This window comes from Dinghuibacter silviterrae (assembly GCF_004366355.1).
GTDB lineage: Bacteria > Bacteroidota > Bacteroidia > Chitinophagales > Chitinophagaceae > Dinghuibacter > Dinghuibacter silviterrae.
The window spans coordinates 3,625,846-3,651,214 of the sequence record NZ_SODV01000001.1 but is presented as its reverse complement, the minus strand read 5'-3'; the positions used below and the strand labels follow the sequence as shown (position 1 = coordinate 3,651,214).

Genomic DNA, 25,369 nt, shown 5'->3' with positions numbered 1-25,369 from the left:
TTTTTTAGCCTTGCGCCGCGTTGGAGACCGGTTCCCAGGCTTCCCAGGTCGCCAGCCGCTCGGCATAGGCGGAACGCACCCAGGTTAAATTGTGGCTTCCCAGGAAAAGCCGCAGCGGCGGCTGTTCCGCATCTACAATTTTGAAAAGGGCGCCCGGCGTTGCATTCGGGTTGCCTCTTTCCAGGCTTCTCAGGCGGTCAAAAAATTGGGTTTTAAAATCCGTGTAAATATCCAACCCTGCGGCGAATTTCAAGGATTCCTGGCTTCCAAATTCGGTGGCATAGGCACCCGGCTCTATGATCGTCACCTTGATCCCAAAGGGTTTCACTTCTGCGGCCAGGCTTTCATGGATGGCCTCGAACGCCCATTTCGAGGAACAGTAGTAGCCGATCACGGGCATCGTCACATGACCAAGACCGCTCGATACACCCAGGATGTGCCCGCTACCCTGTTTTCGCAGCAAGGGCAACGCCGCCTGAATGACCGAAAGCGTGCCAAAGATATTCGTGTCATACATCGCTTTGACGTCGCCGGCGCTGGCTTCCTCGATCGTCCCGACCAACGAATACCCGGCATTATTAAGAACAATATCGAGCCTTCCAAAGTGGGCGCATGCTGCTTCTACGGCCGATTTTACCTGGTCCGGTTTGGTTACGTCAAGTGCCAGCGTCAGCACGTTTGCGCCATATTTCTCTTTGAGGTCCGCTATATTTTTTACATTGCGCGCCGTGGCCGCCACTTTGTCCCCCCGTTGTAGCGCTGCCTCGGCCCAGACGCGTCCAAATCCGCGGGAAGACCCCGTGATAAACCACACTTTTGAATCTTGTGCCATAATTTTTGACGTTTAATTTTCATCAAAGGTCAAAACTCCCACGCTATCGCCTGTAGTCTAATTGAGGGGATTTGTAGTCTAAATGAGACACGGCAAATAGAGAACAACATTTATATTGCAAAGATAACCCTTCTATGTATGCTCAAAAAGTTCGCTAGCCTGATGACGCTGCTTTTGCCCGCCATTTCTACCTACGCCCAGGCAATATGGTTTAGTCCCAACGCCGGTCCCTCCGATTACATGGCACTGTTCCAGCCCGATGCGCCCTGGCAACAGGTTTCCACCCACATACAAACGTTCTGCTTTTCGTGCAACCAGGTGTTCAATCCTTCCTGGGGAATAAACTTACCGGATATGCTGTCCGATCTGCGCCGCCGCCACATCAGCCTTGAAGTGGGCATGTCGCCCCTGAGCGGCGATGGCCATTGCGGTTTTCACGTGGAAGGGTATAGCAACGCCGCGCAACCGCTGTCGGATGCCCGGCGGTTGAAGGCTGCCGGGGCAGAAGTAAGCTGCTATGCCATGGATGAGCCCTTCTACTACGGGCATGTCTTCACCGGGCAAAATGCCTGTCATGCCTCGATAGAGGACATTGCCAAAGACGTCGCCGCCAAAGTAAAACAGGTACGATCGATATACCCCGGCGTTGGCATTGGAGACGTCGAACCGGTGGGGATACCCTACGGCAACTGGCTGTCCGACCTGGAACAATGGTTTGACGCATTCAACGCTGCTACCGGAAGCCCCCTGGCCTTCTTCCGCGTGGATATGCAATGGGGCGCCAACTGGCAGGGTCAAATGCGGCAACTCGCCGCGCTTCTTCGACGCAAGGGCATTCCCCTGCAAGTGATTTACAACGGAAGCGGGAATGATCGTTCCGACGCGGCCTGGACCGCACAGGCCGCCAAACACTTCCGGGATTACGAAGCCAGCGGCTTACCAAAACCCGACGTGGCCGTTTTTCAATGTTGGACGAAGAATCCGACGCGCATGCTGCCGGAAACGGATCCCAGCACGTTGACGGGGCTTGTGCTCCAATACATCAAGTCAAGGTGATCCCGAAGGCCTTCGCCATCACCACCTGGTTAAAATACTCCGTATACTCCGTTATTTTACCGCCCTGCAACCGGAACGTACCCAGGTAATCATTTTCGTACCGGCCGCCGGCTTTTATGTCGATAGCCCCTTTGAATTGGACAAAAAAGAAATTGGGGTCTTCCGTGGCAAAAATCTGGCGGGGAAAGGTCATCTGCCCGAACTGAGCCGTCAGCCCGCTGTATTGCTTATAAATGCCCTCCGCTCCGTCAAAACTCTTGGGAAAACCCTCCGGTGCATAAGGATTGAGCTGCCGGCCATTGTCGGCAAAAATCGTTTTCAGCCGGTCGAATTGTTGTGTCTCCAGCGCCACGAAGAAACTGTCCACCACTTTCCGGTTGACCCGTTCCGTGGCGACCACCGGTAAGCGGGTGTTTGCGGCCCAGGCGTCCGTGATCTGCCGCGGCGTCAACTGCGCGGGTGTTCCGCCGGCCATAGAGGTATAGTCCAGCAGTACGCTGTCGTCCATGGTGCTTTCTACCAGTGGCCAGTCTCTTTGGTCTGCTCCTGCAAAAAGTTGGGTAAGGGTGTCTTTTGGTGTTTGCATATAGGAATATTAATGTGAAGTTACGGCATCCAGCACCGCCGCAATCGCTTCCACAAGGCCTCTATCCGGCAGCTTTCCCGTGTACTCTTCCGGTACCAGGGCCCGGTACTGTCCGGAATCGTCCCGTTCAAACACCAAGTCCACGCCGTCCACCGGTATAAAAAAACGGTGTCCGTATTGCCAGACCTGTACCCGGGCCTCGAATTCGTGTTCGGCTCCGCGGTATTCCACGGGAATTTGTAGGACGTCCATGGCTTTAAAGTACTATATTTTCCCAAAAATTAGTCCGCATGCGGAGCCTGTTTCTATTGTCCTTGCTTATCCTTGCGGAATACGCCCGGCCACAAACACCGCCGTACGATCCAGCCCGGTTATATTCGAAGGAGGCCTTGAAAAGGGACCTGCGCTTCCTCCAGGCAAACCTGGAAAAAACCCACCCGGGCATTTACCGCTATATCGCCAAACCCACCCTGGACGGGTTCTTTGACAGCCTGGATCATGCGATCACCGGCCCCATGACCGACCAGGCCTTCCTGAGTCTTGTAACGCTTTTGAACAGCAACATCAGGAACGGGCACACGATGTTTTTGCCCGGCGATTCGGCCATGGCTTTTTTTTATCAAAGTGAGCGGCACTTTCCCTTACTGGTCCACTATTCGCGGGGCAAACTGACGGTCGTCGAAAACTATTCGACGGACAGCACGATCCAGCCGGGGATGTCCATCCTGACCATCAACGGAACCAGTGCGTCTTCCATCATGGAGCAACTGCTGTCCAGGCAGGTCAGGGATGGCTATAACGAGACCTACCCGGCATGGATCCTCAACCATTATTTTTCCGCCCAATACAGCTTTGTCGTTGGTCACCCGGATGCCTTCACACTGGAGCTGGAAAACGGTGCCGGCGAACGGACTATAAAACGGATCCCGTCGCTGACAAGGGACAGCGTCCACTACTTCCGGCAAATCCGCTATGCGACCAACAGCGAGCCTATTTTTTTCCAGGTCAAAGAAAATGCCGCGGTGCTGACCATAAAAACGTTTGATCCCGATGTGTTGCAGGATTATAAAAAGGTCTTTGACAGCGTATTTTCCCTGCTCCAACAACACCTTACCCGAAACCTGATCCTGGACCTCCGAGACAACCAGGGTGGAGATTTTCCGCCCGGAAAAGACCTGCTATCCTTTGTAGCGCTACACCCCTGCCGTTTTTTGGTGGACGGGAAGGAGGCCTGCACCATACAACCCAGCGCTATTCATTTTACAGGTAAACTGTTCGTGCTCATCAACGGCGGAAGTTTTTCCAGCACAGCCATCGTTTGTACCTGTCTTAAAAGAGATCGAAGAGCCGTCTTCATCGGGGAAGAGACCGGTGGCAATGCCCATATCATCGCTGGAGACCCGGAGGAGTTTGTCCTGCCACAAACAAAAATAAGGGCGGAAATTCCTACGGTTACATACCGGATCAGTGCGGGTGTCAATGACGGTCATGGTGTACTGCCGGATTATCCGGTCACGACGACCATCGATGATATCATCGCAGGGAGGGATCCGTCAATGGAATTGGCCATGAAGCTTGTTGAAGGAAACCAGTAGCTTTGCGCCTATGATCTTGGAAGTAGCCATTTTACAAGTGAAGCCGGGGCAGGAAAAACAGTTTGAAGCGGATTTTGCCATCGCAGGACAGTATATACGTTCCATCAAAGGCTATGTGGGACACTCACTAAGAAAGTGCCTCGAACAGGAAAGCAAATATCTTCTTTTGGTGGACTGGGAAACCCTGGAAGATCATACGATCGGCTTCAGGCAATCGGCGCAATACCTGGAGTGGAAGAAATTATTGCATCACTACTATGATCCGTTTCCGGTGGTGGAGCATTACGAAATGGTGTGATTACTCCGCATCGCCCCTCCTCAATTTTAGTTGTTTAATATCCTCTATATCTTTAGCTCGTCCCTGAGTCTGTTTATTGGCAATCAGGTCAGCGTAATTAATGAAAGGTATTTCGATATTGCCAACCTTTGAATACTCGCGTTGATGGTAGGAGTCGTAAAATTTTGAAAGACCGGGCAATTCGGGAAGGAAATCAACCGTGAACTTATCATATTCTAATCTGAAAAACGACTTTTTCGGATTTGGCGCGGTCTCAGCCCTGTAGTAAGAAACATCTTGCCCCAATTCTTCTAACGCATCCAATAGTTTAAAGTAGTTTCCATAACTGGAATTGTACCAAAAATCCAGATCATGCTTTTCTGTTACTTTTCCTGAAGTTTGGCGCGACAGCCTATAATAGCCATGTAATGCGACCGCTGTCCCACCGACCAAAAGATATTCTACGGAATGCTTATTGAGTATCTTGCAAACATGCAAAAGATCACCTGCTAAGCTACTTTCCATTGCCTGATTGCTTAGAAGACGGATGGGATGCCTGCCGGCTCTTGTTATGGCGATGGTCAGAAAGAAAGGCCACCAACTCCTTAAATTCCGATTCTTTCGCTGAATCAGACTGGTTTCGGTTCTTATGGACCTTATCGGTCTTCAAATCCTGAAAGCTTGTATAGTAAGTAAGTTTGGCCATATAATTTATCCTACAAATTTAAAAATTAATCTCGTAAGTAGCGATTGTCAAGTATCTCACAACCAAATCAATTGTTAATTTTTCACAATACGACATAAATAATATTCAATCAGTCGTTTAGGAGGCTTTTTATTCCGGATTATATTCCCGAAATTAAAACGCCGCCTAAAACACCGTCAGTATGACCCCTAAACGATTGCTGCTTGCCATAGCCCTGCTTATGGCCGCCTCGCCGTGCTTTTCACAAACCTTTGACAGCACCCGGGTGCTCCCCTCTCCCCTGCCCTCACCTCCTTTCCCCGCGTCCGATTGGCAATATGGGGAACCCTTGATCGGTTTGCCGGAGGATGCGCCCGATGGCCCTTTGCAAAGAGCCCTGGGATTGGCAAACGACCCAAGTAGGATAAAAATCTATGGCTGGGTGGTGCCTGGGTTCAATCTCAGCTCTTCGCGGGAGACCAATGTACCGGTCACGTATAATACCATACCGAATTCAGCCGAACTGGACCAGTTGGTCCTGCGGATAGAAAGGGAACCGAATACGGTCCAGACCCGTCACTTCGACTGGGGTTTCCGGTTGAGCAATGTCTTCGGCCAGGACTACCGGTATACGGTGTCGAAGGGGTGGTTCAGCAAGGGGTATTTCACGTACAATCATCTGTACGGCTACGACCCGGTGGAGACTTATGTCCTTTTGTACTTCCCCAAGGTCTGGAAAGGGATGATCCTCAAAATCGGCCGGTATATTTCTCCCCCGGATATTGAAGCCCAGCTGGCCACCAACAATTATTTGTACACGCACTCAGTCATGTTTACTTATGATGCTTTTACGTTCACCGGCGTGCAGGCGACTGTCAAAGTTTCCAAGAGGATACAATTTATCCTGGGTGTGCATGGCGGCAGTGACGTGGCCGCCTGGGATTCTTCCGCAAGCTGGCATGGCCAGGCGATGTTGCGGTGGGTATCCGCCGATAACAACGACGGCCTCTGGGGTGGAATCAATACCCTTGGTCAGTCCAATTTCAAGAAGGGACACGACAACAAACAGGCGATTGCCCTGACCTGGGGGCACCGTTTCAATAAGACGTTCCATATACAGACCGAGGCCTACTATCAATGGCAGTACAACGGGGCACTGGGCGGGTCGGCCAGCTATGGCCCCGTCAGGTACGGCGCCGGTGGTGGCCCCGGGGCTATTGTCCACGGTATCAACCAGCAAATCGGGTTTGTCAACTTTTCCCAGATGTTGCTCTCATCAAAGAGCTTTCTTTGTTTGCGCAACGACCTGTTTTCAGACGTTCAGGGGCAGCTGTCCGGTTTTGCCACGACCTATTTCAGCCATACGTTTGGGGTAAACTATTTCTTTACGGACTGGCTGCAGATACGGCCGGAGGTGCGGTACGACTGGAACTCCGACCCCAGCTTACGCCCTTATGACGCGACCGGCAACAACCCGAAAACGCACCAATTTCTTTTTTCCATGGATATGATCGTTAGGTATTAAGAAATGATTATTATTTTGTTATCCTTTCTGCGTCCTGAGGCGAAGGAATAAATTCGCGGCCACAAAAACCCAACATGAGACGACATTCCGGCCTTCTGCTGATCTTTATCCTGCTGACGCTTTCCGGCTCCGCCCAGAACGGCGTTTTACAATTCGTCTTTACCTCCGACGTCCATTACGGGATTACCCGGCATCATTTCAGGGGTGCCGACGACGTGCCCTCTACCGTGGTGAACCGCGCGATGATCGCCGCCATCAACCAACTACCGAGTGGCTCTATTCCGGAAGATGGCGGTGTGGGTGCCGGTCAGGCGATTGGGCATATCGACGCTATCCTCATCACGGGGGATATCGCCAACCGGGAAGAAAAGGGTGTACAGTCCGCGGCAACGTCCTGGGGGCAGTTTGAAGCGGACTACGACCACCTCCTCGGGACAAAAGACTGGAACAATAAACCCACACCGATTTTGCTTAGCCCGGGTAACCACGACGTGTCCGATGCCGTTGGCTTTTGGCGTCCCATGACACCCGGCGTCGATGCCAGCTCCATGGCAGGGATCTACAATCGCATGATGAAACCCACCCATCCCCTTACCGCGGCGACGTATAACTATACCACCGATAAGATCCATTTTATCCGCAACATAGGCGGTATCCGTCTGCTCTTCGTGGACTGCTGGCCGGATTCAACGGACCAGGCATGGGCGGAACAGCACCTCAAGGGCGAGGGACCTGTTTTTCTTTTTACACATTCCAATCCCGATGTCGAACCCCGGTTCTTTACCAACCCCAATGGAAACCATGGCGTCGACAGCGTCGATAAGTTCGAGAACCTTTTGCCGGAGCTCTACCAGGACGGCCAGACAGTTGAGGGCGCCACGTTGATCGAGCAAAGAGGGCTCGCCGGTTTCCTGCAACGCCATCCGGAAATAAAGGCGTATTTCCACGGACACAACAACTACACGGAATTCTACCAGTGGCAGGGGCCGGACAAAAATATATCCATACCCTGTTTCCGGGTGGATTCGCCCATGAAGGGGAAGTTCTCCTCGAAAAACGAAACCCTTCTTTCGTTCGAACTGGTCACCATCGATACAAAGGCCAAAACCATGACCGTCCGGGAGTGTTTCTGGAATTCGGTGCCGGGGGATCCTTCGGTGTTGAAGTGGGGGGAGGTAAAGACAATGGGGCTTTAGCTCAATCGACTTTGCGGGAGATGTTGGGGAAAATGGAGTTTAATACGGCGCGGTATTAAGCTCCAGCACCCCGTTCTCCGGCGTCATCCGTAACACCGATCCTTCTGAAAACTTCCCGCGGGTCGCGGATACGCCATACGAAAACCCTTCAAAGGACGCAGTTACCCGGTTCGGCGTCACGCTCGTAAAAGGCAACGCCGCCTTCGGAGAAGCGGCCAGCTCTGCAAACCAGGGCGCTGTACACGAAATGCGTATCCGCCGCTCATCCAGGTCAATGATCATCTTACCCGGCACCGTCGTCAGCGGCCAGACAATGTGCAGATGACCGGGCTCGGGGCTGGTGACGATAGGGTCGCCGCCTTTTAGAGCGACCGTCCCTACCTTAAAGCAAAGACCGGCAAGCACCGACGCGTCGCTCCACAGGTACCCGTCCACAAAGGGCAGCGTATAAAATGCCGCGGCATTCCCTGTCAGCGGTGTATTCAAGTAAGGCGACGGCAATCGCTCGTCGAACAAATGGATGTCGCGAATACGGAGCGTATCCCCAGCCCAAAGCAAGTTTACCCGGTAGTAACGGCTGTCAAACCAGACCGTCTTTTTATCGCTGCCTGGGAGGTCATGCGTGACCGTTACCGAGGTCGCCGGGGTCACCTTATAGTGCGCCTTGAACCAGGCGCCGGACTGGGCCAGCGTTTCCACCCGCAACTGGTGGGCATCCCTCATTAGAGCGATCCGTGGAAACTGCAGCGCAAGCCCTCGCGCCATGGCGGGCCAGGTAAAGGAATTCTCCTGACCGGCCTGAGTATACGCAAAGGCCATGGGCTCACCCCGGACAAATTCCCGGAAGAACCAGTCTACCCAGGTGGAGTCCCCGCCCCCAAAGCGGTATACGGGTTCGAGGGTGACGACACCCTGGCGTTCCGCACCCAGCCCGTTGTCGTACTGTCGAACGGGATCACTCCCCAGCATCCGGAAAATGGGCACGGGGATTTCTTCCGCCTCGTGCTGGGCCGGCATATAGGCGTTGACCTTGCTGGGATAGTAGGCCTGGTTCCAGTAGCCGCCCCAGAGCGTATAACCGTCGGTTCCATACTGGTCCTTGCAGTTGGCGGAGGCGACGATGCCGTAGCGGCGGTACATATACTCCAGCGTATGCTCGTCGATAAACCACGAGGCAACCGATTGGGGGTAATAACCGAAGATCGCCTTGAAGTCGTGCATATAGGTATCGACCAGCCTTTCTCTTTCAAGCGGCGTATAACCGGTGGAAAAACCAATGTTCGCCCTCCAATCCCACGGGTACCGTCCCCGCCAGGTCAACCCGGCCTTTTCCACCAGGGGCTGCGGAATCTCCCACCAGGCACCGATCTCGAAGGTGTCCCGCGGGAGGCTCTTCAGCAATTGTTGATACCGGGGGTCCATCAGCGCGTCGTATTGCAACAGGAACGTGCCCGCCAGGTGGTATTTTTTCATCAGCGCGACCTGTTGGACGACGGTTTGATAAAGCACGTCTTCCGTCACGTTCGGGTCGCGGGGTTCGAGGAGACGGATGAAATTGACGATGTTGACGATGCGCGGCTGGGCCGAAGCCGTAAAGGCCTCCAGACAACAAACTAAAAAGGCAATGCGCATTTTCCAAATATAACATGCGTGAACCAGACAGGCGTCCTGGGCTTTCCTGCCCCGGGAAATCCTTACATTGTATCATGAAAACACAACCAACATGGACGCGACGGGGTTTCCTCACCACCGTCGCAGGGGCGGGTACTGCCATGATGCTGAACCCTTTGGCAGGATGGGCTCTCCAGGAGGTCGACCCCCGGGTAGCGGGGATCGTGGCCTCTACCATCGGCATCGACACGCACAACCATATCGACGTACCCCTCGTTGCGGCGGACGTGCCGGGCCCTCACATCGATCTGGTGGGTGAAATAAAACGGTCGGGGCTATCGTCCATCTGTATGACGTTCGCACTAGACTATCAACACACGGACGGGGCTTATGACCGGTTTATCAATGGGCTGGCTTCCATGGACCAGCAGTTGGCGTTGAACGGTATGACGCGTGCCCTGAACCTGGCCGATCTTCGCGCCGCCCATAAAGAAGGGAAGCCGGTTGTTATCCAATCGGTCGAGGGCGCTCACTTTCTGGACGGGCACCTGGAGCGGGTCGCCGAAGCCTACCACAGGGGCCTCCGGCACTTCGGCCTTCTGCACGACAGCGACGCCTCCGTGCCGCTGGGCGATGTCTATACAAACCCTCCGCGCTGGGGCGGGCTAACGGCCTTTGGGGCAGACGTCATCCGGGAATGTAACCGGTTGGGTATCCTTGTCGACCTGGCCCACGCGAACACGGAAACGACGGCTGCGGCGCTCAAGGTGGCGGCCCACCCGGTGATCATTTCCCACACCGGCCTCGATACCCAATTGGGCCGGAACCCGTCCATGGCGCAGATGATGCGGCCAAGGCTTATTAGCAGGGAGCAGGCAAAAATGGTCGCGGATGCGGGAGGTGTGATCGGTGTGTGGACGCACCTGGCGGACACGCCGCTCGACTACGCGCAAAATATACGGGCGCTGGTGGATGTCATTGGGATAGATCATGTCTGTATCGGAACCGATACGAAGATGACGCCGGGGAACAGGCCCGGGCTGCGGCCCGGAGGCGGACCTGGCCCCGCGCGGCCCGGCGAGCGGACGAACCAGGCCTGGCCGGACCAAAAGTCCGGCTTCTACTACATCATAGTCGACGCGATGTTAAAAGCCGGCTTCACCCCGGATGAGATCGGCAAGGTGGGTGGCGGTAATTTTTGCCGCGTCTTCGATGCAGCCACATCAAGAGGTTAAATAAAAAAGCATCAATAAACCCTCGGAAGGATTCCTAGTCTACTGGGTCATGAAACAGCTCCTTTACCTTGTCGTACTCACACTACTCCCTTTTGGAAAGTTACTGGCCCAAACGCCCGGGGCCGCGCGCAGCACGCCCGGAGCCAAGAGCCGAACGCCCGCGGCCGCTGGTCGAACACCCGGGGCTGCAAGCAGCACGCCCCGCGCCCCGCGCATCTGGATCGTCACCGGCCCCGGTGTGGAGGAAAAAGACAGGGCCCCTGTCTGGAGAGGGATCCGCGTGGACGGGCAAAATATGCTGGTAGAAGGAGCGCCCTGGGAAACGGTGTCCGCACACACGCAAATCGTCAAGTTCGCCCCGGGGGATATCGAAAGGGTAAAAGATTCCGTGCTAAAAAAGACCTTTGCCGACCTGGAGCGCCGCCATATCGCCCTGGCGCTGGAGAGCTCCTTCCTTATAAGGGGTGCCCATTGTGCAGCCACCACGGAAGCGTATGGAAAACCAGGGGCGCTGGAAGGGTTGTTGAAAAAAATACAACGCGACGGGGGCAACCTGCAATACATTGCCATGGACGAACCGTTTACGTTTGGACACTGGTACACAGGGCCAAACGGCACCTGTCACGATTCTGCGGCGGAGATCGCCGGGGAGATCACGGTAACCCTGAAGATGGCCCGCAGTATTTTTCCCAAAGTAAAAGTAGGGGACGTCGAGGTGGTCTCGGCCTCGAAGCCCAGACTGGAGGAGTTGATCCGGTGGATCGATACGTATCGTTCCGTCGTGGGTGAACCGCCGGCCTTTTTTCACGCGGACGTCGAGTGGTCCACCCTGGCCATGCACAACCTGGTGACGCTGGCCGCGCAACTGAAACAAAGAAAAGTACCCTTTGGCATCATCTACAACGGGGATCAGAATGCAGCAACAGATCAGGAATGGACGCAAGCGGCCATCGATCATTTTACCCAGATAGAAACCGCCCTGGGCGTGCATCCGGATGATGCGATCTTTCAGACGTGGGAAAAGCTGCCGAGCCACATGTTGCCGGAAGATCAGCCCGGCGCCTTTATGAATATTCCTTACCAGTATATCCACGCCAGATCGGCCTTGACCCTCACGCGTCAGGGGAATATACTGACCGGACGCCTAACCGACGCGCAGGGCAAATCGGTGTCCCAGGCAGCGGTATATATCGATGCGGTGGACGTAGGCGCACGGATGGGCCTTACCGATAGGGCATTGACGGGCGTGGTCCCCGCGGGTGCCGTTACGGGTGTGGTGGGTCTCCGGGCAAACCTGGAAGGGGCTTGCGCTTGCGACGGAGAAGCGGGTGCGGCGGTGGGCGGCATTACTTACCGGGAACAAGGTACGCCCGCGCCGCAAGTCGTTTCCCCTGTAACGCTGCCGGTGGCAGGGGCGCCCCCGGCCGTCCGGACCCTGGCGATTCGCCCGGATACGACGTGGATGCAAAACCTGAGCCAGGTGACCGTCACGCCTGGTAAGACTTTTCTTTTCCATGCCCCCATCATGGCCACGGCGAGCGCCGAACGCGCTGGTTACGCGACGATCGTTTTCCTGGACAGCGCGCACAGGGGACTGTTAAGAAGGAACCTTTGGTTTTCGCCCTCAAGGCAAAGGCTCGACACCGTCGTCACGGATGCAGACGGGCGGTTCAGGCTGCCGTTGACGGACGCGGCGGTGGATGCCGGGGCAGAAGTAGATGCCACGTATCCGGGCGATAAGACGCTGCGGCCGGCCATGGCGGACTTCACCCTGGCGCCCGCGAACGACGCGCGGCACGCGGGAGACGCGAACGACCCGGAAGACGCGAACGACGCGGGGCCCGCCATGATGCCCGCGCTGACCCCCTTCGACCCGGGAGAACCACCCCTGACCTATTTTTACCCCGGCCGAGACCTGATCGGGTCTCTCCAAAACGACGCGACCTGGAAAAACGCGGCGGAGCACATCCAGGTGATGGCGTTTAGCATGCAGTTTTTGTCCTCGGTATCGGATAGCCTTTTGTTGACCATCGTACAGGTGTTACAAAAAAAGCACATCGGCATTGGGCTGGAAAGTCTTGCCACGAACTGGTTTCACGAGCCGCCGTGCGGGGGCGGGATTGAAGGATATTGCGATCCGGGCGTATCCAACAAGATCGTCGCCAAGCTGTTAAAGGCCGGGGGGACGCTGACCTATATCGGTATGGACGAGCCGTTGTGGTTCGGACACTACTATACCGGCAAAAACGCCTGCCGGAGTTCCCTTCAGGACCTGGCCGGGCGCGTGGCGGTCAACATCAAGGTGTATACGGCGGCCTTTCCGCACGAGGTCATCGGTGACATCGAACCCTTCCCGGCGGTGAGTAACCAGCCCAACTGGCAGGCGGATATGGCCGCCTGGGTAAAGGCCTTCCGTGCGGCAACGGGTACATCGCTCAACTTTTTGCGGCTTGACTTTGACTGGGCAAACCCGGCCATAGCCTCTACCACGGCGATCATGACACTGGCGAGAACGGTAGCTTCTACCGCCAGGGAAAACGGCATGGAGGTCGGCATGATCTACAACGGCGGCGGCAGTGCCAAAACCGACGCCGAGTGGATGGAGCAGGCACGCAACCACATCCGGATCGTGGAAGCGTCCGGGATCCACCCGGAGCAGGTGATTTTTCAGACCTGGAACAAGGTCCCGGTCCATTCGATACCGGATACGGATCCAAATGCGCTCGGCAACCTCGTGGTTTATTACTTTGAGCATATTTGAATTCCCGCCGGAAAAATAGATCGATATTTATCGATACATTTGTGCCCATGAATCGATTTCCATTGTCCGTGCTGGAGCTGGCCATCGTTGGCCAGGGAGGAGACGCCGGGACAGCGATCGCAGGAACGGCAGCGGTCGCCCGGCACGTAGAGTCGCTGGGGTACACGCGCATCTGGATGGCGGAGCACCACAACATGCAACACGTCGCCAGCTCTGCCACCGCGGTGCTGATCGGCCACGTCGCCGGGCAAACGCAACATATCCGGGTGGGTTCAGGGGGCATCATGCTGCCCAACCACGCCCCGCTCGTGGTGGCCGAGCAGTTCGGCACCCTGGAAACCTTATACCCCGGGCGCATCGACCTGGGGCTCGGCCGGGCGCCCGGGACCGACCAGGTTACCGCGATGGCGCTCCGGCGCAACAATATGTCGGCGGCGTATCATTTTGCCGAGGACATCCGGGACCTGCAAACCTATTTTAGCGCCGACAATGCAGACGGCAGGGTACATGCGTTTCCCGGCGAAGGGTTGACCATCCCGATCTGGATACTGGGGTCCAGCACCGACAGCGCCCACCTGGCCGCACAGATGGGGCTGCCCTACGCTTTTGCGGCGCATTTCGCGCCGGCGCAGCTTTGGGCCGCCATCGACATCTACCGGCGGGAGTTCAAGCCGTCCGCACAACTGCAAAAGCCCTACATGATGGCCTGTGTCAACGTCATGGCCGCCGACACCGACGAGGAAGCCGAATGGCTGTCTTCCAGCCTGTACCGGATGTTCCTGGGGATCATCACCAACGAACGCCGGCCGTTGCAACCGCCCGCTGCCCTACCCGATATCCTCAAGGTCCCCGAAGTCTACAACGCCGTCCAGGCCATGACGGCCTGTACCTTTACGGGAAACAAGGAAAGCCTGGGGACAAAGCTGTCCGCTTTTATCAAGGAAAGCCGCGTCGACGAGCTCATGATCAGCAGCCCGATATATGACCAGGAGGCAAAACGGAAGTCTTTTTCTATCTTGCGGGAAGCTATATGAGCGACTACCCCAAGATGTACCTCTACCGCCGGCTCGTCCAGGCCAAGTTGTTTATCGACAGCCACTATGCCGAGGCCATCGACCTGGACCTTATTGCGGATGAGGCGAGCTTTTCCAAGTTTCATTTTATCAAACTTTTCAAAAGCACTTATCGCCGGACGCCCCACCAATACCTGACATTTATACGTATCCAGAAGGCAAAGGCGCTGCTCGACGCCGGCGGCCCGGTGACGGAGGTATGCTACGCCGTTGGGTTTGAAAGCTTGGGTTCCTTTAGTCTTTTGTTCAAGCGCGTCACCGGTCATACCCCCTCCGCCTACCTCGCACAGCAACAGGTCCTCAAGGCCGAAAAGGCGGCCGCCCCCCTCCGGTTCATACCCGGCTGTTTTGCAGAAAGCCGTGGCTGGCTTCCAAAATGACAATTTTCGATAACCCATTTGTGGGCGAAAGGCTTTCCTTTGATAAAAAAAAGGACATGATTTCCAAGTTGACGCACAGCAGCATCATCGTGCTCGACCAGACCAGCGCCCACGACTTCTACGTAAACAAACTCGGATTCACGCCCGTCGTAGACGTGCCCATGCCTCAGGGCGGCCGCTGGCTAACGGTATCGCCCCCCGGCCAACCCGACGTCGAGCTCATCCTGTCACCGGTCGAACAAAATGCCAACACCCCCGAAAAGGTCGCCCTGCTCACCGAATTGGTCAAGACCGGAACTTTTGGTGTGGCGGTGTTTACCTGCGACGACATCTACGCCACCTACGAGGAAATGAAGGCCAAGGGCGTCCACTTTAAAAAAGCCCCCACCAAGGAATTTTATGGCACCGAAGCCATCTTCAAGGACGATTCCGGCAACTGGTTTTCCCTCGCACAACTTCCCAAACCATGAAGACGATCTACGACCCCCAGACATGCGCCGGCGTGATCGCCCGGATCGAAGCCCTTGAACCGGGTACTACCCCGCTTTGGGGTAAAATGACGGCCTACCAGATGGTCAAACACTGCCGGCTTTGGGAAGAAATGTCGCTCGGCCGCACGACCTATCCCCGCGCTTTCATCGGCCGGATTGTCGGCCGTCTTGCCCTCGCCCGTGTCTTATCCGACGACCGGCCCCTGGACCGCAATACACCCACCCTTCCCGCGCTGATCATCCGGGAGGAAGGCGACATCGCCCAGGAAAAGGCGGCGTGGATCGCGTGTCTACGGTCTTATGGGGACAAACCGGGGCCGGGTATCGTGCATCCGTTTTTCGGACGGTTGACGGGGGAGCAGGTGGGGGCTATGGCGTATAAGCACGCGGATCATCATCTGAGGCAGTTCAATTATTGAACCCCACCACCGCCGCATTTGCCAAAATGTTAAAAAAAAAGCCCCGCTTCCGCAGGGGCTTTCCAAGACAAAAAGAGTTTCTTACACCCACTCCCAATACCCGTCAACCCAAAACCACCCGCCGTCCTGGCGTTGGTGCCAGTAACCGCGGACCCAGACCTTGTGGGGGTCGCGCTGGATCCAGTAGCCGGGTTGATAGACGTAGTTGCCGTTTCTCCAGGACCATTCGCCGCCAATCCAGACGTGGTTGGGGGTGGGCTGCGGAGGCTGGCTCATCTGGGGTTCTGGGGGACAGGCACTGACGAAGCATTCGTCGGGGAGGCGCTTCCAGTAACCGGAGACCCAGTACCATTCGCCGTTGGGCCATTGGGCCCAGTGGCCTTTGATAAAGATCTTATTGGGGTCGGGTACGGTCCAGTAACCGGTTTGGTACATGTAGTGGTTCCCTTCCCAGATCCATTCGCCGTTGACCCAGATGGTGTGGTTGTTGGGCCTCGGAGGACGGAGGTACATGGGTTCGGGGATCCATTGGGGTACGCCCATGTGGGGGATCGGTTTCCAGTAACCGGGCTGCCAGTAGGAGCTGCCGTCGGGGTTGTGGATCCACTCCCCTTTTACCCAGATATGGTCTTTTTCTGGAACGGTCCAGTAGCCGGGTTGGCGAACGTAGGTATTCCCCTGGGGAACCCATTCCCCTTCGATCCAGACGTGGTTGGGGCTGGGTGGGGCAGGCCGGACGATAAAGGGTTCGGGGGGGAGGATGGAAATCGAAATGCGGATTTGTGCAAAAGCGGTGTTGAGGAAGGGAGATAATGCAAAAAGGACGAGAAAGAGTCTTTTCATAAAGTTTTTTCAGATTTAGTAGTGGGAAACAAAACTTAGACTAAAGACAATTCCATTCGTTTAATCTCCCTTCCCCGATCACCTCTTAAAAGTACGGAGACCGCATGGCCTTGCTGGCCTCCCTGACGGCTTCTCCGTCAAACAGCTTGACGGTCAGGCTTGCCCCGACGTGTTTGGCTTGTTCGGCGTAAAGACCGGTGGCGAAGTCACGGGCGTTTTCTTCGGAGTCGAACTCGTAGATGCCACCGACGGTGTTTGTTTTCAGGCCGTATAACCAGGTCTTGTTGACGAGGCCTTTGGCGTCTCTGAGTTGTTCGTTTACGCGCCCCCAGAGCTCTTTGGTGAACGACGGGACGGAGGTCTGAAACTCTCCGTACAGGAAAATCTTGCTCATTGTTTCTTGTTTTTCTGTGAACAATGAGACAAAATTGCCCCCCGTGGACGACCAAAATGTTGTCTTAAGACAACGTTTTAAAGCCTGGCCTTTAGTTTACTGAGGGTTGAATTGGTCATGCCGAGGTAGGAAGCGACGGCCCGGCTGGAGATCCTGGTCAGGAGCTTGGGTTCGTGTTCCATCACCCATTTGAGCTTGTCGATGCCCTCCATGCCCAGGAAATTGTAGATGCGCATCTGGGAGTGGATCAGCGCGAATTCGATGAGCCGGTCGTATAGTTTTTTAAACTCCTCGTAACGGGCGGTCAGACCAAAAAAGGCCTCCCGGCCGATCACAAAAATCTCCGCCGGTTCGTAGGCCGCTAAAAAATCGCGGGACGGCTTTTGGGTGATAAAGCTGGTAAAGGCGGTGATCAGGCTGTCTTCCAGTGCAAAAAAACCGGTGATGTCCTGTCCTTTTTTGTCTATTTCGTACAACCGGAGGCATCCGGTACCGACGAAGTACAGGTGTTTGCAGACTTTCCCTTCTTCTTCCAGGAAGTCATTCCGGCGCACGGTGCGGGGGGTAAAAGTGGCGCTGATATCGAGAATGTCGTCCGGGGTCAGCCGGGTGTTTTTTTCCAGAAACGCCTGCAACGGGCTCGTCATTTACCGGGGTTTTGGGGGGCCAAACTTACGAAAAGGCCTGGATACGTGTTCGATAAATAGCGGAGCATCTCGCCGAAACCCGGGAAGTAAATCGTTACCCCCTTAGAATGGACGACATACCGTCCCTCCTCCTGCCGCAATTCCACCGCAATCCGATCGAAGCACACAGCAAGTGTCTCAAAATCATAGGTCATGCAGACCTCCCTGCAAATTACGCTCCAACCTGGCGCACCCCCCGCGAAATCGCCCTCATCTTTGACGGTTTCGCCCTACCCCTCTGGCAAGGCCCAACGTTATTTTGGGCAAAAAAAAGTCCATATATGAAATTGACGCTTACGATTTGCTTGCTGTTGCTGGTGATGGCTCCGCGGGGGAGGGCCCAAACGTTTGTACACCCGGGGGGGCTGCATACGCAGGCGGACCTGGACCGGATGAAGACCGAGGTGGCCGCGGGGGCGCATCCGTGGATCGACGACTGGAACGTACTGATCACGGATCCCCAGGCGCAAAATACGTATACGGCCAAGCCGCTGGCGAACCTGGGGACGAGCCGTCAACAGACGGACCTGGACGCGCACGCGGCTTACCTGAACGCCATTCGTTGGTACATATCGGGAGACACTTCTTTTGCGGCCTGCGCGGTGCGGATCTGTAACGCCTGGGCGGCGACCACGAACCAGGTGCCCACCGGAGACAACATACCGGGGCTGAGCGGGATACCCATCATGGACTTTGCGCTGGCGGCAGAGGTACTTAGGATCTATCCGGGATGGGACGCCGCGCATTTTACGGCGTTCAAAACGATGATGACGACCTATTGGTACCCCGTCTGTCACAACTTCCTGGTGAACCATAACGGGGCCTGTATCGGGAACTATTGGGCGAACTGGGACATCTGCAACCTGGGGGCAATGATCGCGATGGGGGTTCTTTGCGACGATACGGCGATTTATAACGAAGGGGTCAACTACTTTTATAACGGAGCGGGGAACGGGAGCATCATGAACGCGGTGTACACGCTGTATCCGGGGCCGTTGGGTCAGTGGCAGGAAAGCGGGCGGGACCAGGAGCACGCGCAACTGGGCGTGGGCATGATGGGCTATGCGTGCCAGGTGGCCTGGAACCAGGGGCTGGACCTGTTTTCCTATGCGTCGAACCGGCTGATGGCAGGGGCGGAGTATGTGGCGGAGACCAACCTTTGGAATACGGTTCCCTTTACTTTTTACAACAACTGTGTCAACCCGCGCCAGGACTGGGTGGCCGCCAACGGAAGGGGACGCCTGGATGACCGGCCGATCTGGGAGCTGCTCTACAACCACTATGTCGTCCTCCAGGGGCAAAGCGCGGCGGGTGTCCAGTCGATGGCGCAACTGATGCGGCCGGAACACGGAAGCACGGATCACTTTGGCTATGGCACCTTGACGTTTACCCAAACAGGTGCGGCGTCGCCCTACCCGCCCTCTCCCGTGGCAGCTGCGCCCACAGCAGTCACCGCCACGGCACAGGTGTCCCAGGTGACGATCAGTTGGACGGCCCCGCCGGGGAATACGGCACAGGGGTATTTGGTGAAGCGAGCCAAGACCAGCGGGGGGCCCTATACGACGATCTCCACGGTGAACAACAACACATCCCCCTTTTTTACGGACGGGAGCGTCACCAACGGAACGCCCTATTATTACGTGGTGGCGTCGATCAACCAGTCGGGGACGAGCGCCAATTCAAGCGAGGTAAGCGCCACACCTGCGGCAACATCCTCCACCCTGCCATCGGGGTGGGTCAAACAGGACATTGGAACGGTCAGCCCGGCGGGGAGTGCGGGGTATGCGTCGGTGAGCAACAATACCTTCCGCGTCAACGGCTCGGGGACCGGAATCGGCGGTACGGCCGACGGGTTTACGTTTGCCTGTGCAAGCGCGACGGGGAACGTCACGTTTACCGCCCGGCTGTGGGCCGTGGGCGGCACCCTGAGCAGGACGGGGATTATGTTCCGGGAAAGTCTGGCATCAAACGCCCGGATGGTCCTGATGAAGCTGGGCGACACGGGCGGACGGGAGGGCGGCTTCGCGTACCGGTCCGGCACCGGTGGCTCGGCGATCACCGTCGGGGGAAACGACTATACGGTCACGCCTACCTGGTATAAAGTGCAGCGGTCGGGGAACACCTTTACCGGGTATGAATCTTCCGACGGCGCCACCTGGTTTGTGGTGGACTCGGTGTCTATTGCCATGGCGGATACCTTTTACGTGGGGCTGGCGGCTTGCTCCGGCACCACGGGGGTGCTGGACAGCAGCACCTTTGACAATGTCGTTGTTACCGGCGGCGGCGCGACCCCGGCCGCACCGGCCGCGCTCCAGGGAACGGCCGTCAGTGCTTCCCGGATCAACCTGACCTGGTCTTCGGTCGGTGGCGCGTCGAGCTATACGGTACAACGCTCGCTTACCAGTGGCGGGCCCTACGCCGCGGTGGCATCCGGGTTGACCGATACGACCTGGTCTGATACCGGGCTACCCGACAGCACCACCTATTTTTACATCGTCCTTGCTTCCGACGTAATCGGCGCCGGTCCGGCCACCGCGGAGGCCCGGGTGCAAACACTTCCATTGGCGCTGCCCACTGCACCGGCGGGTCTCACGTTTGCTTCGGGGAATAGCCGGATCACCTTAAGCTGGCAGCCGGTGGACGGGGCGACCGGTTATACCATCCAGCGGGGCACCAGCGCCGCCACGCTGGCAACCGTCGGCGCTACGGATACGACTTTTTTAGCGGACACAGGTCTCGTCAACGGCGGAACCTATGTTTACACCGTTAGTGGTGTAAACCGTTTGGGCACGGGCACCGCCACCACCCCCACGGCCTTTACGCTTCCCATCAAATTATCCGGCGCCCTCATCGGCACCCCGGGCTCCTTTGGTAATGTGGCCAAAAACACGGCGGCCGCGGCCATGGACGGTAACCTCGCCACCTATTTCGACGCACCCCAGGGCAGCGGGGATTGGGTGGGCATCGACCTGGGTCTGGATACCAGCGCCACGATCACCCGGGTCAGCTACGTACCGCGCGTCAATTACCCTGGGCGCATGCTGGGTGGTGTTTTCCAGGGCGCCAACCTGCCGGACTTCAGCGATGCGGTCCCCTTGTATACGGTGAGCGTCTCCCCTACCCAGGGCGTGTACAACGACGAGCCGGTAACGGACAGTATCCGGTACCGTTACCTGCGCTATGTGTCTCCCACCAACGGGTACTGCAATGTCGCGGAGATCCAGTTTTGGGGGTACAAAAATATAGATACGCCCACCGCTACGCCTCCGGCACCGGCCGCCCCCAACGTCGCGTCCGCCACAAAGGGCGTCGCATTGAATTGGGCGCCGAATCGCTGGTCAGGCGCCTACCAGGTACAGCGGGCAACCGTCGTGCCCGGGGAAGATACCGTGCCCGGGGCAACCACTGCGCTCGGTACAACCACCGCGTTGAGCTTCACCGACACGACGGCCGTTGCCGGCTCAACGTATTCCTATACCATCAGCGGGATCGATTCCTTTGGCGTGGGCGCGCCCTCCGCGCCCGCCAGTCTTCTGGTGGGTGTCCGGTTGACCGGCACGTTGATCGGGACGCCGGGTTCTTATGGCAACGTGGCCGCGAACACCGCCGCGGCAGCCATGGACGGCAACCTGAATACCTACTTCGACGCCCCCATCGCGGACAGCGCCTGGGTAGGCATCACGCTCGGCGCGGATACCGGCGCCCGGGTGACGCAAATCAGTTTTGCGCCCCGCAGCGGGTTTCCCCAACGGATGACCGGGGGGATTTTCCAGGGGGCCAATAAGTCCGACTTTAGCGACGGGGTGACGCTCTTTACCGTGGACTCGTTGCCCACCGTCGGGGTGTACACCATTGCACAGACCGGGGATACCGGGATATACCACTACCTGCGGTACCTCGCGCCGGATAATGGGTATGGGAATGTGGCGGAAATACAGTTCTGGGGGTTGCCGAAGTTGAACCAGGTGGTAACGCTGGACAGTCTTGCGCGTATGCGCCCCGGGGACTCCGCCACATTGATCGCGACGGCCAGCACGGGTCTGCCGGTGACGGTTACGAGTTCGAACCCGTCGATCGGTTTTATCGCCAATGGCTTCTTCCACGCCGTTACCCCCGGTACCACTGTCATTACCGCCACCCAAAGCGGCAACAACGTCTACAACGCCGCTTCCGCCAGTCAGCCGCTGACCGTCCTCCCCGTCAACCTCCAGGTGCTTTACCGGAATGCTTCCGGGGACACGACCAGCAATACCATCACGCCGTTCCTGCAAATCGTCAGCGCTGATACGGCCGCATACACCTATAGCACCCTGACCGCCCGGTACTGGTTCACCCCGGAAAACTATGCCGGGATCAATACCTGGATCGACTACGCGGCCATAGGCAACAGCCACATACAGGCGGTCTATGTGCCCCTCGCGCAGCCGTACACCAACGCGTTCGGCTATGTACAGTACAGCTTTGATACCACGAGCGGGCTGCTGGCACCCGGTACCACTTCCGGGGAAATCCAGTCGAGGATTGCGGGCGCGGCCTGGCCGGTCATGACCGAGACCAACGACTACTCTTTCAGCAACAGCGCGTCGTATGATACAAACAGCCACATCACGCTGTACCGTAATGGCGTACTGGTGTGGGGTACGGAGCCTGCGCCCGTCGCCCCCGTCGTCTCCTTGCAGCCTTTGTATCAAAACCAGAATTCCAGTCCGAATACCAATACCATCAGCACCTACCTCCAGCTCCAGAACCTGGGGAACGTGCCTGTTTCCTATAGCGACGTGCGCGTGCGGTATTGGTTTACTGAGGACGGGACGGTGCCGCTCAATTATTGGATCGATTACGCGACCATAGGCGTTACCGGGCAGTTCTCGCCGGCCGGCACCTATTTCGAGCTTGCGCCCGATACCGGCACGTTCTATCCCCTCAGCAACACCGGCAACATTCAATACCGGATTGCGAAAAGCGACTGGAGCGTTTTCAACGAAACCAACGACTGGTCCTGGCAGCCGGCGGTACCAACATTTGGAGTCAACAACCACATCACGGTGTATTACAAGGGACAACTGGTCTATGGCGTGGAACCGGATAGCAGCGGGGCCGCTTCTTACAGTGCCGCCTATACGCCAGCGCTACAGCAGACGGTCGTCTATCCCAATCCCGTGACGGGGCGCGTGTTCTTTGTCCAAACCGGAGGTTCGGATACAAAGCTGAACCTGTATGACGAAAAGGGACGTTTGATCCTGACGGAAAAAGTCGAGGCAAACGAAACGATCCGGGTCGACCTACCCGGCCCGCTGGCCGCAGGCATGTACTTCCTGCAACTGAATGACCGGGCACCGGTCAAACTGTTTATCTTTTAATTTATGTATCCAACTTCCTGCTCGCCATCCACGCCACGATCTCCGGATCCCGGTGGTCAAAAAAACAACTCGCCTTCGTATCCAGGGAAGCAATGGCTTCCATATCCACGGGGTCCAGCTGAAAATCGAAGATGTCCATGTTCTCGATCATGCGTTCTATGCGGACCGTTTTGGGGATAGCCACGATCCCCCGCTGGTGCAGCCAGCGCAGGATGACCTGGGCAATGGTCTTGCTGTAACGGGAAGCAATGGAGCGCAACAGCTCGTTTTGGAAAATGTTGTTTTTGCCCTCCGCAAAAGGGCCCCAGGATTCCATCTGGACTTTATACCGGGTCATGAGTTGCTGCGCCTCCTGTTGCTGGTGGAAGGGATGGGTTTCGACCTGGTTGACGGCGGGCACGACCTCGTTGCGCAGGATAAGGTCGAGCAGCCGGTCGGGATAAAAATTGCTGACGCCGATCGCGCGCACCCGGCCGTCTTTATAGAGCTCCTCCATCGCCTTCCAGGAACCAAAGACGTCACCGTAGGGTTGGTGGATCAGGAAGAGGTCAAGATAATCCAGTTGTAACCGCGTCATGCCCCGGTCAAAGGCCCTTTTGGTGGCGTCGTACCCGGTATCCTGCACCCACAGTTTGGTGGTGATAAAAAGATCCTTTCTGGCCACCTCGCTTTTCCGGATGGCCTTTCCCACGGCGGTTTCGTTGCCATAGGACGCCGCCGTATCGATCAGGCGGTAGCCGACGTTGATGGCGTCGTATACGCTTCGCTCGCACTCCTCCAGGTCCTTGACCTGGTAGACGCCAAAACCCAGGACGGGCATTTCGACGCCGTTGTTTAGTACTACGTGTTGCATGCACCTAAGCTACGACAAACGGGCGATTACTGCCCCCGCCTACATACAAAGGATCTTCGGCGGTGGTTTGCGCCATGATCTCCCAGTCGCTGGCTTTTTCGACGACCACGGCGTTGTCCCTCACGATCCGGAACAAAGGGCGGCCAAGACAGGCAGGGGCCTTTAGAACGGTAAGACCGGCGCCGGCCCGCACGCTCCGGACCTGGCTCCCCTGGTGGATTTCCAAAAAGGCTGGTTGCGTCAGCAGCGCGATCATCTCCACCTGGTTTTGAATCATCCCCGTGCCCAGCAGTTTCAAAGGCTTGTCGTCCGGCAGCGGCGGCTTACCGGGTTGGAAAATATCGCGCCGGTGACAGTAGTAGATCGTATCCCGGGTGATCCGGGGTTCCCTGCCGGTTTTGAACCACTGGATATAGTAAGCCGACAGGTCGTAGAAAAGAAACTGGGTACCGCTCGACGGCTCGATTTCCGTGGCTTCGGAATAATCATTCCAGGTGACCACGTGGGCGTATTGCGCCCCTTCCCGGATCGCTTTCATCCAGCTATGCCGGAAAAGGTCGGTATTCGAAGCCTCCCAGAAAATCGAGACTTTGGGCCGCATATCCTGGGGTGCGACCGGCTCCATCCAGATCGCGTCCGGTCCCTTTAGCTGTTGCCAGACCCGGATGGCGGCGTCGCCGTCGACACCCGCCGGGTCGCGGTTACCCCATTCCGACATGCCGTAGCTGACGGGCGCAAAATCCTTGGCGTGCAGCCGCAGGTTGTTAAACACCGGCAACAGTGCAGCCGGTACACCGGCCTTGCGCAACCCATCTAGAACTTCCTGCCAAAACGTGACCGGCTGCTCTTCCGGGGCAAAAGGCGCCAGGAGCAGGCGTCCGTCCTGCAACCGGTAGGCCGCCTTGGATTGTGCGAGTTGGGTGAGCGTCGTCACGAGGTGATCGGGGCCCACCGCCTTTAAAATATCCGTATCCGGTTCGATCAGGATGCTAAACCCCGTTTTGGAAGCCTGCGCCGCGCCCAACAGCGCCGTCACACTGTCCCAATAGCGGCCTTGGTCCAGTTGTTGCAAGTCCACCCCGAAGCCATCAGCCCCCAGGGCCTGCGCCCGCAGGACGTCAATGGCCATGTTCGTACCCTGCCAGTGCGGCCCGTCCAAGGTGCCCGCGCCCAACGGCCGCTCGCGCAGGTAGCCGCCGACGTGCTGAAACTTTCCGTTCTCTCCCTGTCGCTCCATGTACTGACGCCGGTAATAGTCCTGGTCCGTGGGTTTGTTGTCGAAGGATAAAGGAAAAGGGGTGAAGTAGTGCAGGAATACCTTCTTGTCCGTCGACGTTTCCCGTTCAAAGGGCCAAACGGTGTCGGGCGATTCTTTGGCAACGAATGCGCGCGCCACCGCCAGGACTTCATCCCAAGGGTAGGGATCATTCCAAAACGAAGGGATCATCCATGCGGCAACGCCTATACCTATCTTGTAGAGAAATTCTTTCCGGTCCATCTTGCTTTGAAGA

The 25,369-nt window shown here is 56.9% G+C and carries 22 protein-coding genes; 12 read left to right on the top strand and 10 right to left on the bottom strand.

The annotated features are described in order from the left end of the window. Positions 1 to 4: 4 nt before the first annotated feature. Positions 5 to 832: an SDR family NAD(P)-dependent oxidoreductase gene (locus tag EDB95_RS15665; protein WP_133994745.1), complete on the bottom strand. Its 828-nt coding sequence runs from the start codon at positions 830 to 832 to the stop codon at positions 5 to 7. A 138-nt stretch (positions 833 to 970) separates the two neighbouring features. Here EDB95_RS15665 and EDB95_RS15660 point away from each other — a divergent pair, with 138 nt between their 5' ends. Next, the gene (locus EDB95_RS15660; protein ID WP_133994744.1) at positions 971 to 1,888 is read left to right on the top strand and encodes a hypothetical protein; all 918 of its coding nucleotides are present in this window, start codon (positions 971 to 973) and stop codon (positions 1,886 to 1,888) included. Here the strand turns inward: EDB95_RS15660 and EDB95_RS15655 are convergent. Then, positions 1,875 to 2,474: a nuclear transport factor 2 family protein gene (locus EDB95_RS15655; protein WP_133994743.1), complete on the bottom strand. Its 600-nt coding sequence runs from the start codon at positions 2,472 to 2,474 to the stop codon at positions 1,875 to 1,877. The two genes, EDB95_RS15660 and EDB95_RS15655, sit on opposite strands and share 14 nt — an antisense overlap. 9 nt (positions 2,475 to 2,483) lie before the next feature. Then, positions 2,484 to 2,726 (bottom strand): hypothetical protein, encoded by a 243-nt coding sequence (locus tag EDB95_RS15650; protein ID WP_133994742.1) that lies wholly within the window; start codon positions 2,724 to 2,726, stop codon positions 2,484 to 2,486. Between the two features lie 38 nt (positions 2,727 to 2,764). On the opposite strand from EDB95_RS15650, the gene EDB95_RS15645 reads away from it, so the two are divergent. Both EDB95_RS15645 and EDB95_RS15640 read left to right on the top strand, forming a co-directional pair. Then, positions 2,765 to 4,069: a S41 family peptidase gene (locus tag EDB95_RS15645; protein WP_133994741.1), complete on the top strand. Its 1,305-nt coding sequence runs from the start codon at positions 2,765 to 2,767 to the stop codon at positions 4,067 to 4,069. A 10-nt stretch (positions 4,070 to 4,079) separates the two neighbouring features. Continuing rightward, complete coding sequence (locus tag EDB95_RS15640) at positions 4,080 to 4,367, top strand: antibiotic biosynthesis monooxygenase family protein (RefSeq protein ID WP_133994740.1); 288 nt, start codon at positions 4,080 to 4,082, stop codon at positions 4,365 to 4,367. Here the strand turns inward: EDB95_RS15640 and EDB95_RS15635 are convergent, their stop codons facing one another. After that, complete coding sequence (locus EDB95_RS15635; RefSeq protein ID WP_133994739.1) at positions 4,368 to 4,871, bottom strand: nucleotidyltransferase; 504 nt, start codon at positions 4,869 to 4,871, stop codon at positions 4,368 to 4,370. A gap of 362 nt (positions 4,872 to 5,233) precedes the next feature. On the opposite strand from EDB95_RS15635, the gene EDB95_RS15630 reads away from it, so the two are divergent. Both EDB95_RS15630 and EDB95_RS15625 read left to right on the top strand, forming a co-directional pair. Continuing rightward, positions 5,234 to 6,556 carry an outer membrane beta-barrel protein gene (locus tag EDB95_RS15630; protein ID WP_133994738.1) on the top strand — a complete coding sequence of 441 codons (1,323 nt, stop codon included), beginning with the start codon at positions 5,234 to 5,236 and terminating at the stop codon, positions 6,554 to 6,556. 74 nt (positions 6,557 to 6,630) lie between these two features. Continuing rightward, a complete protein-coding gene (locus EDB95_RS15625) occupies positions 6,631 to 7,752 on the top strand; it encodes a metallophosphoesterase family protein (protein ID WP_133994737.1) in 1,122 nt (373 codons plus the stop codon). Positions 7,753 to 7,791: 39 nt separating this feature from the next. Here the strand turns inward: EDB95_RS15625 and EDB95_RS15620 are convergent, their stop codons facing one another. Beyond that, positions 7,792 to 9,384, bottom strand: a complete 1,593-nt coding sequence (locus EDB95_RS15620) for a hypothetical protein (RefSeq protein WP_133994736.1) — start codon at positions 9,382 to 9,384, stop codon at positions 7,792 to 7,794. Positions 9,385 to 9,458: 74 nt separating this feature from the next. Between EDB95_RS15620 and EDB95_RS15615 the strand changes: the two genes are divergently transcribed. Genes EDB95_RS15615 through EDB95_RS15590 form a run of 6 tightly spaced genes read left to right on the top strand, consistent with a single transcriptional unit; the run spans position 9,459 to position 15,722 of the window. Next, a complete protein-coding gene (locus tag EDB95_RS15615) occupies positions 9,459 to 10,598 on the top strand; it encodes a dipeptidase (protein WP_211352108.1) in 1,140 nt (379 codons plus the stop codon). A gap of 49 nt (positions 10,599 to 10,647) precedes the next feature. Further along, positions 10,648 to 13,359, top strand: a complete 2,712-nt coding sequence (locus EDB95_RS15610) for a hypothetical protein (RefSeq protein WP_133994735.1) — start codon at positions 10,648 to 10,650, stop codon at positions 13,357 to 13,359. 47 nt (positions 13,360 to 13,406) lie between these two features. After that, the gene (locus EDB95_RS15605) at positions 13,407 to 14,393 is read left to right on the top strand and encodes an LLM class flavin-dependent oxidoreductase (protein ID WP_133994734.1); all 987 of its coding nucleotides are present in this window, start codon (positions 13,407 to 13,409) and stop codon (positions 14,391 to 14,393) included. Then, positions 14,390 to 14,812, top strand: a complete 423-nt coding sequence (locus EDB95_RS15600) for a helix-turn-helix domain-containing protein (protein ID WP_133994733.1) — start codon at positions 14,390 to 14,392, stop codon at positions 14,810 to 14,812. Before EDB95_RS15605 ends, EDB95_RS15600 begins: the two co-directional genes overlap by 4 nt. Positions 14,813 to 14,868: 56 nt before the next feature. Further along, complete coding sequence (locus EDB95_RS15595) at positions 14,869 to 15,282, top strand: VOC family protein (protein WP_133994732.1); 414 nt, start codon at positions 14,869 to 14,871, stop codon at positions 15,280 to 15,282. Beyond that, positions 15,279 to 15,722, top strand: a complete 444-nt coding sequence (locus EDB95_RS15590; RefSeq protein WP_133994731.1) for a DUF1569 domain-containing protein — start codon at positions 15,279 to 15,281, stop codon at positions 15,720 to 15,722. Before EDB95_RS15595 ends, EDB95_RS15590 begins: the two co-directional genes overlap by 4 nt. Before the next feature lie 81 nt (positions 15,723 to 15,803). Here EDB95_RS15590 and EDB95_RS15585 read toward each other — a convergent pair whose 3' ends face one another. From EDB95_RS15585 to EDB95_RS15575, 3 genes are all read right to left on the bottom strand, one after another. Continuing rightward, positions 15,804 to 16,565 (bottom strand): YXWGXW repeat-containing protein, encoded by a 762-nt coding sequence (locus tag EDB95_RS15585; RefSeq protein WP_133994730.1) that lies wholly within the window; start codon positions 16,563 to 16,565, stop codon positions 15,804 to 15,806. Between the two features lie 85 nt (positions 16,566 to 16,650). Next, a complete protein-coding gene (locus EDB95_RS15580; protein WP_133994729.1) occupies positions 16,651 to 16,959 on the bottom strand; it encodes a YdhR family protein in 309 nt (102 codons plus the stop codon). Positions 16,960 to 17,036: 77 nt separating this feature from the next. Beyond that, positions 17,037 to 17,606, bottom strand: coding sequence for a Crp/Fnr family transcriptional regulator (locus tag EDB95_RS15575; RefSeq protein ID WP_133994728.1), 570 nt, complete (start codon positions 17,604 to 17,606; stop codon positions 17,037 to 17,039). 320 nt (positions 17,607 to 17,926) lie between these two features. Here EDB95_RS15575 and EDB95_RS15570 point away from each other — a divergent pair, with 320 nt between their 5' ends. Further along, positions 17,927 to 23,005, top strand: coding sequence for a cellulose binding domain-containing protein (locus EDB95_RS15570; RefSeq protein WP_162852625.1), 5,079 nt, complete (start codon positions 17,927 to 17,929; stop codon positions 23,003 to 23,005). Position 23,006: 1 nt separating this feature from the next. Here EDB95_RS15570 and EDB95_RS15565 read toward each other — a convergent pair whose 3' ends face one another. Both EDB95_RS15565 and EDB95_RS15560 read right to left on the bottom strand, forming a co-directional pair. Then, a complete protein-coding gene (locus tag EDB95_RS15565) occupies positions 23,007 to 23,858 on the bottom strand; it encodes an aldo/keto reductase (RefSeq protein ID WP_133994726.1) in 852 nt (283 codons plus the stop codon). A 4-nt stretch (positions 23,859 to 23,862) separates the two neighbouring features. Next, positions 23,863 to 25,356, bottom strand: coding sequence for an endo-1,3-alpha-glucanase family glycosylhydrolase (locus EDB95_RS15560; protein ID WP_133994725.1), 1,494 nt, complete (start codon positions 25,354 to 25,356; stop codon positions 23,863 to 23,865). Positions 25,357 to 25,369 lie beyond the last annotated feature (13 nt).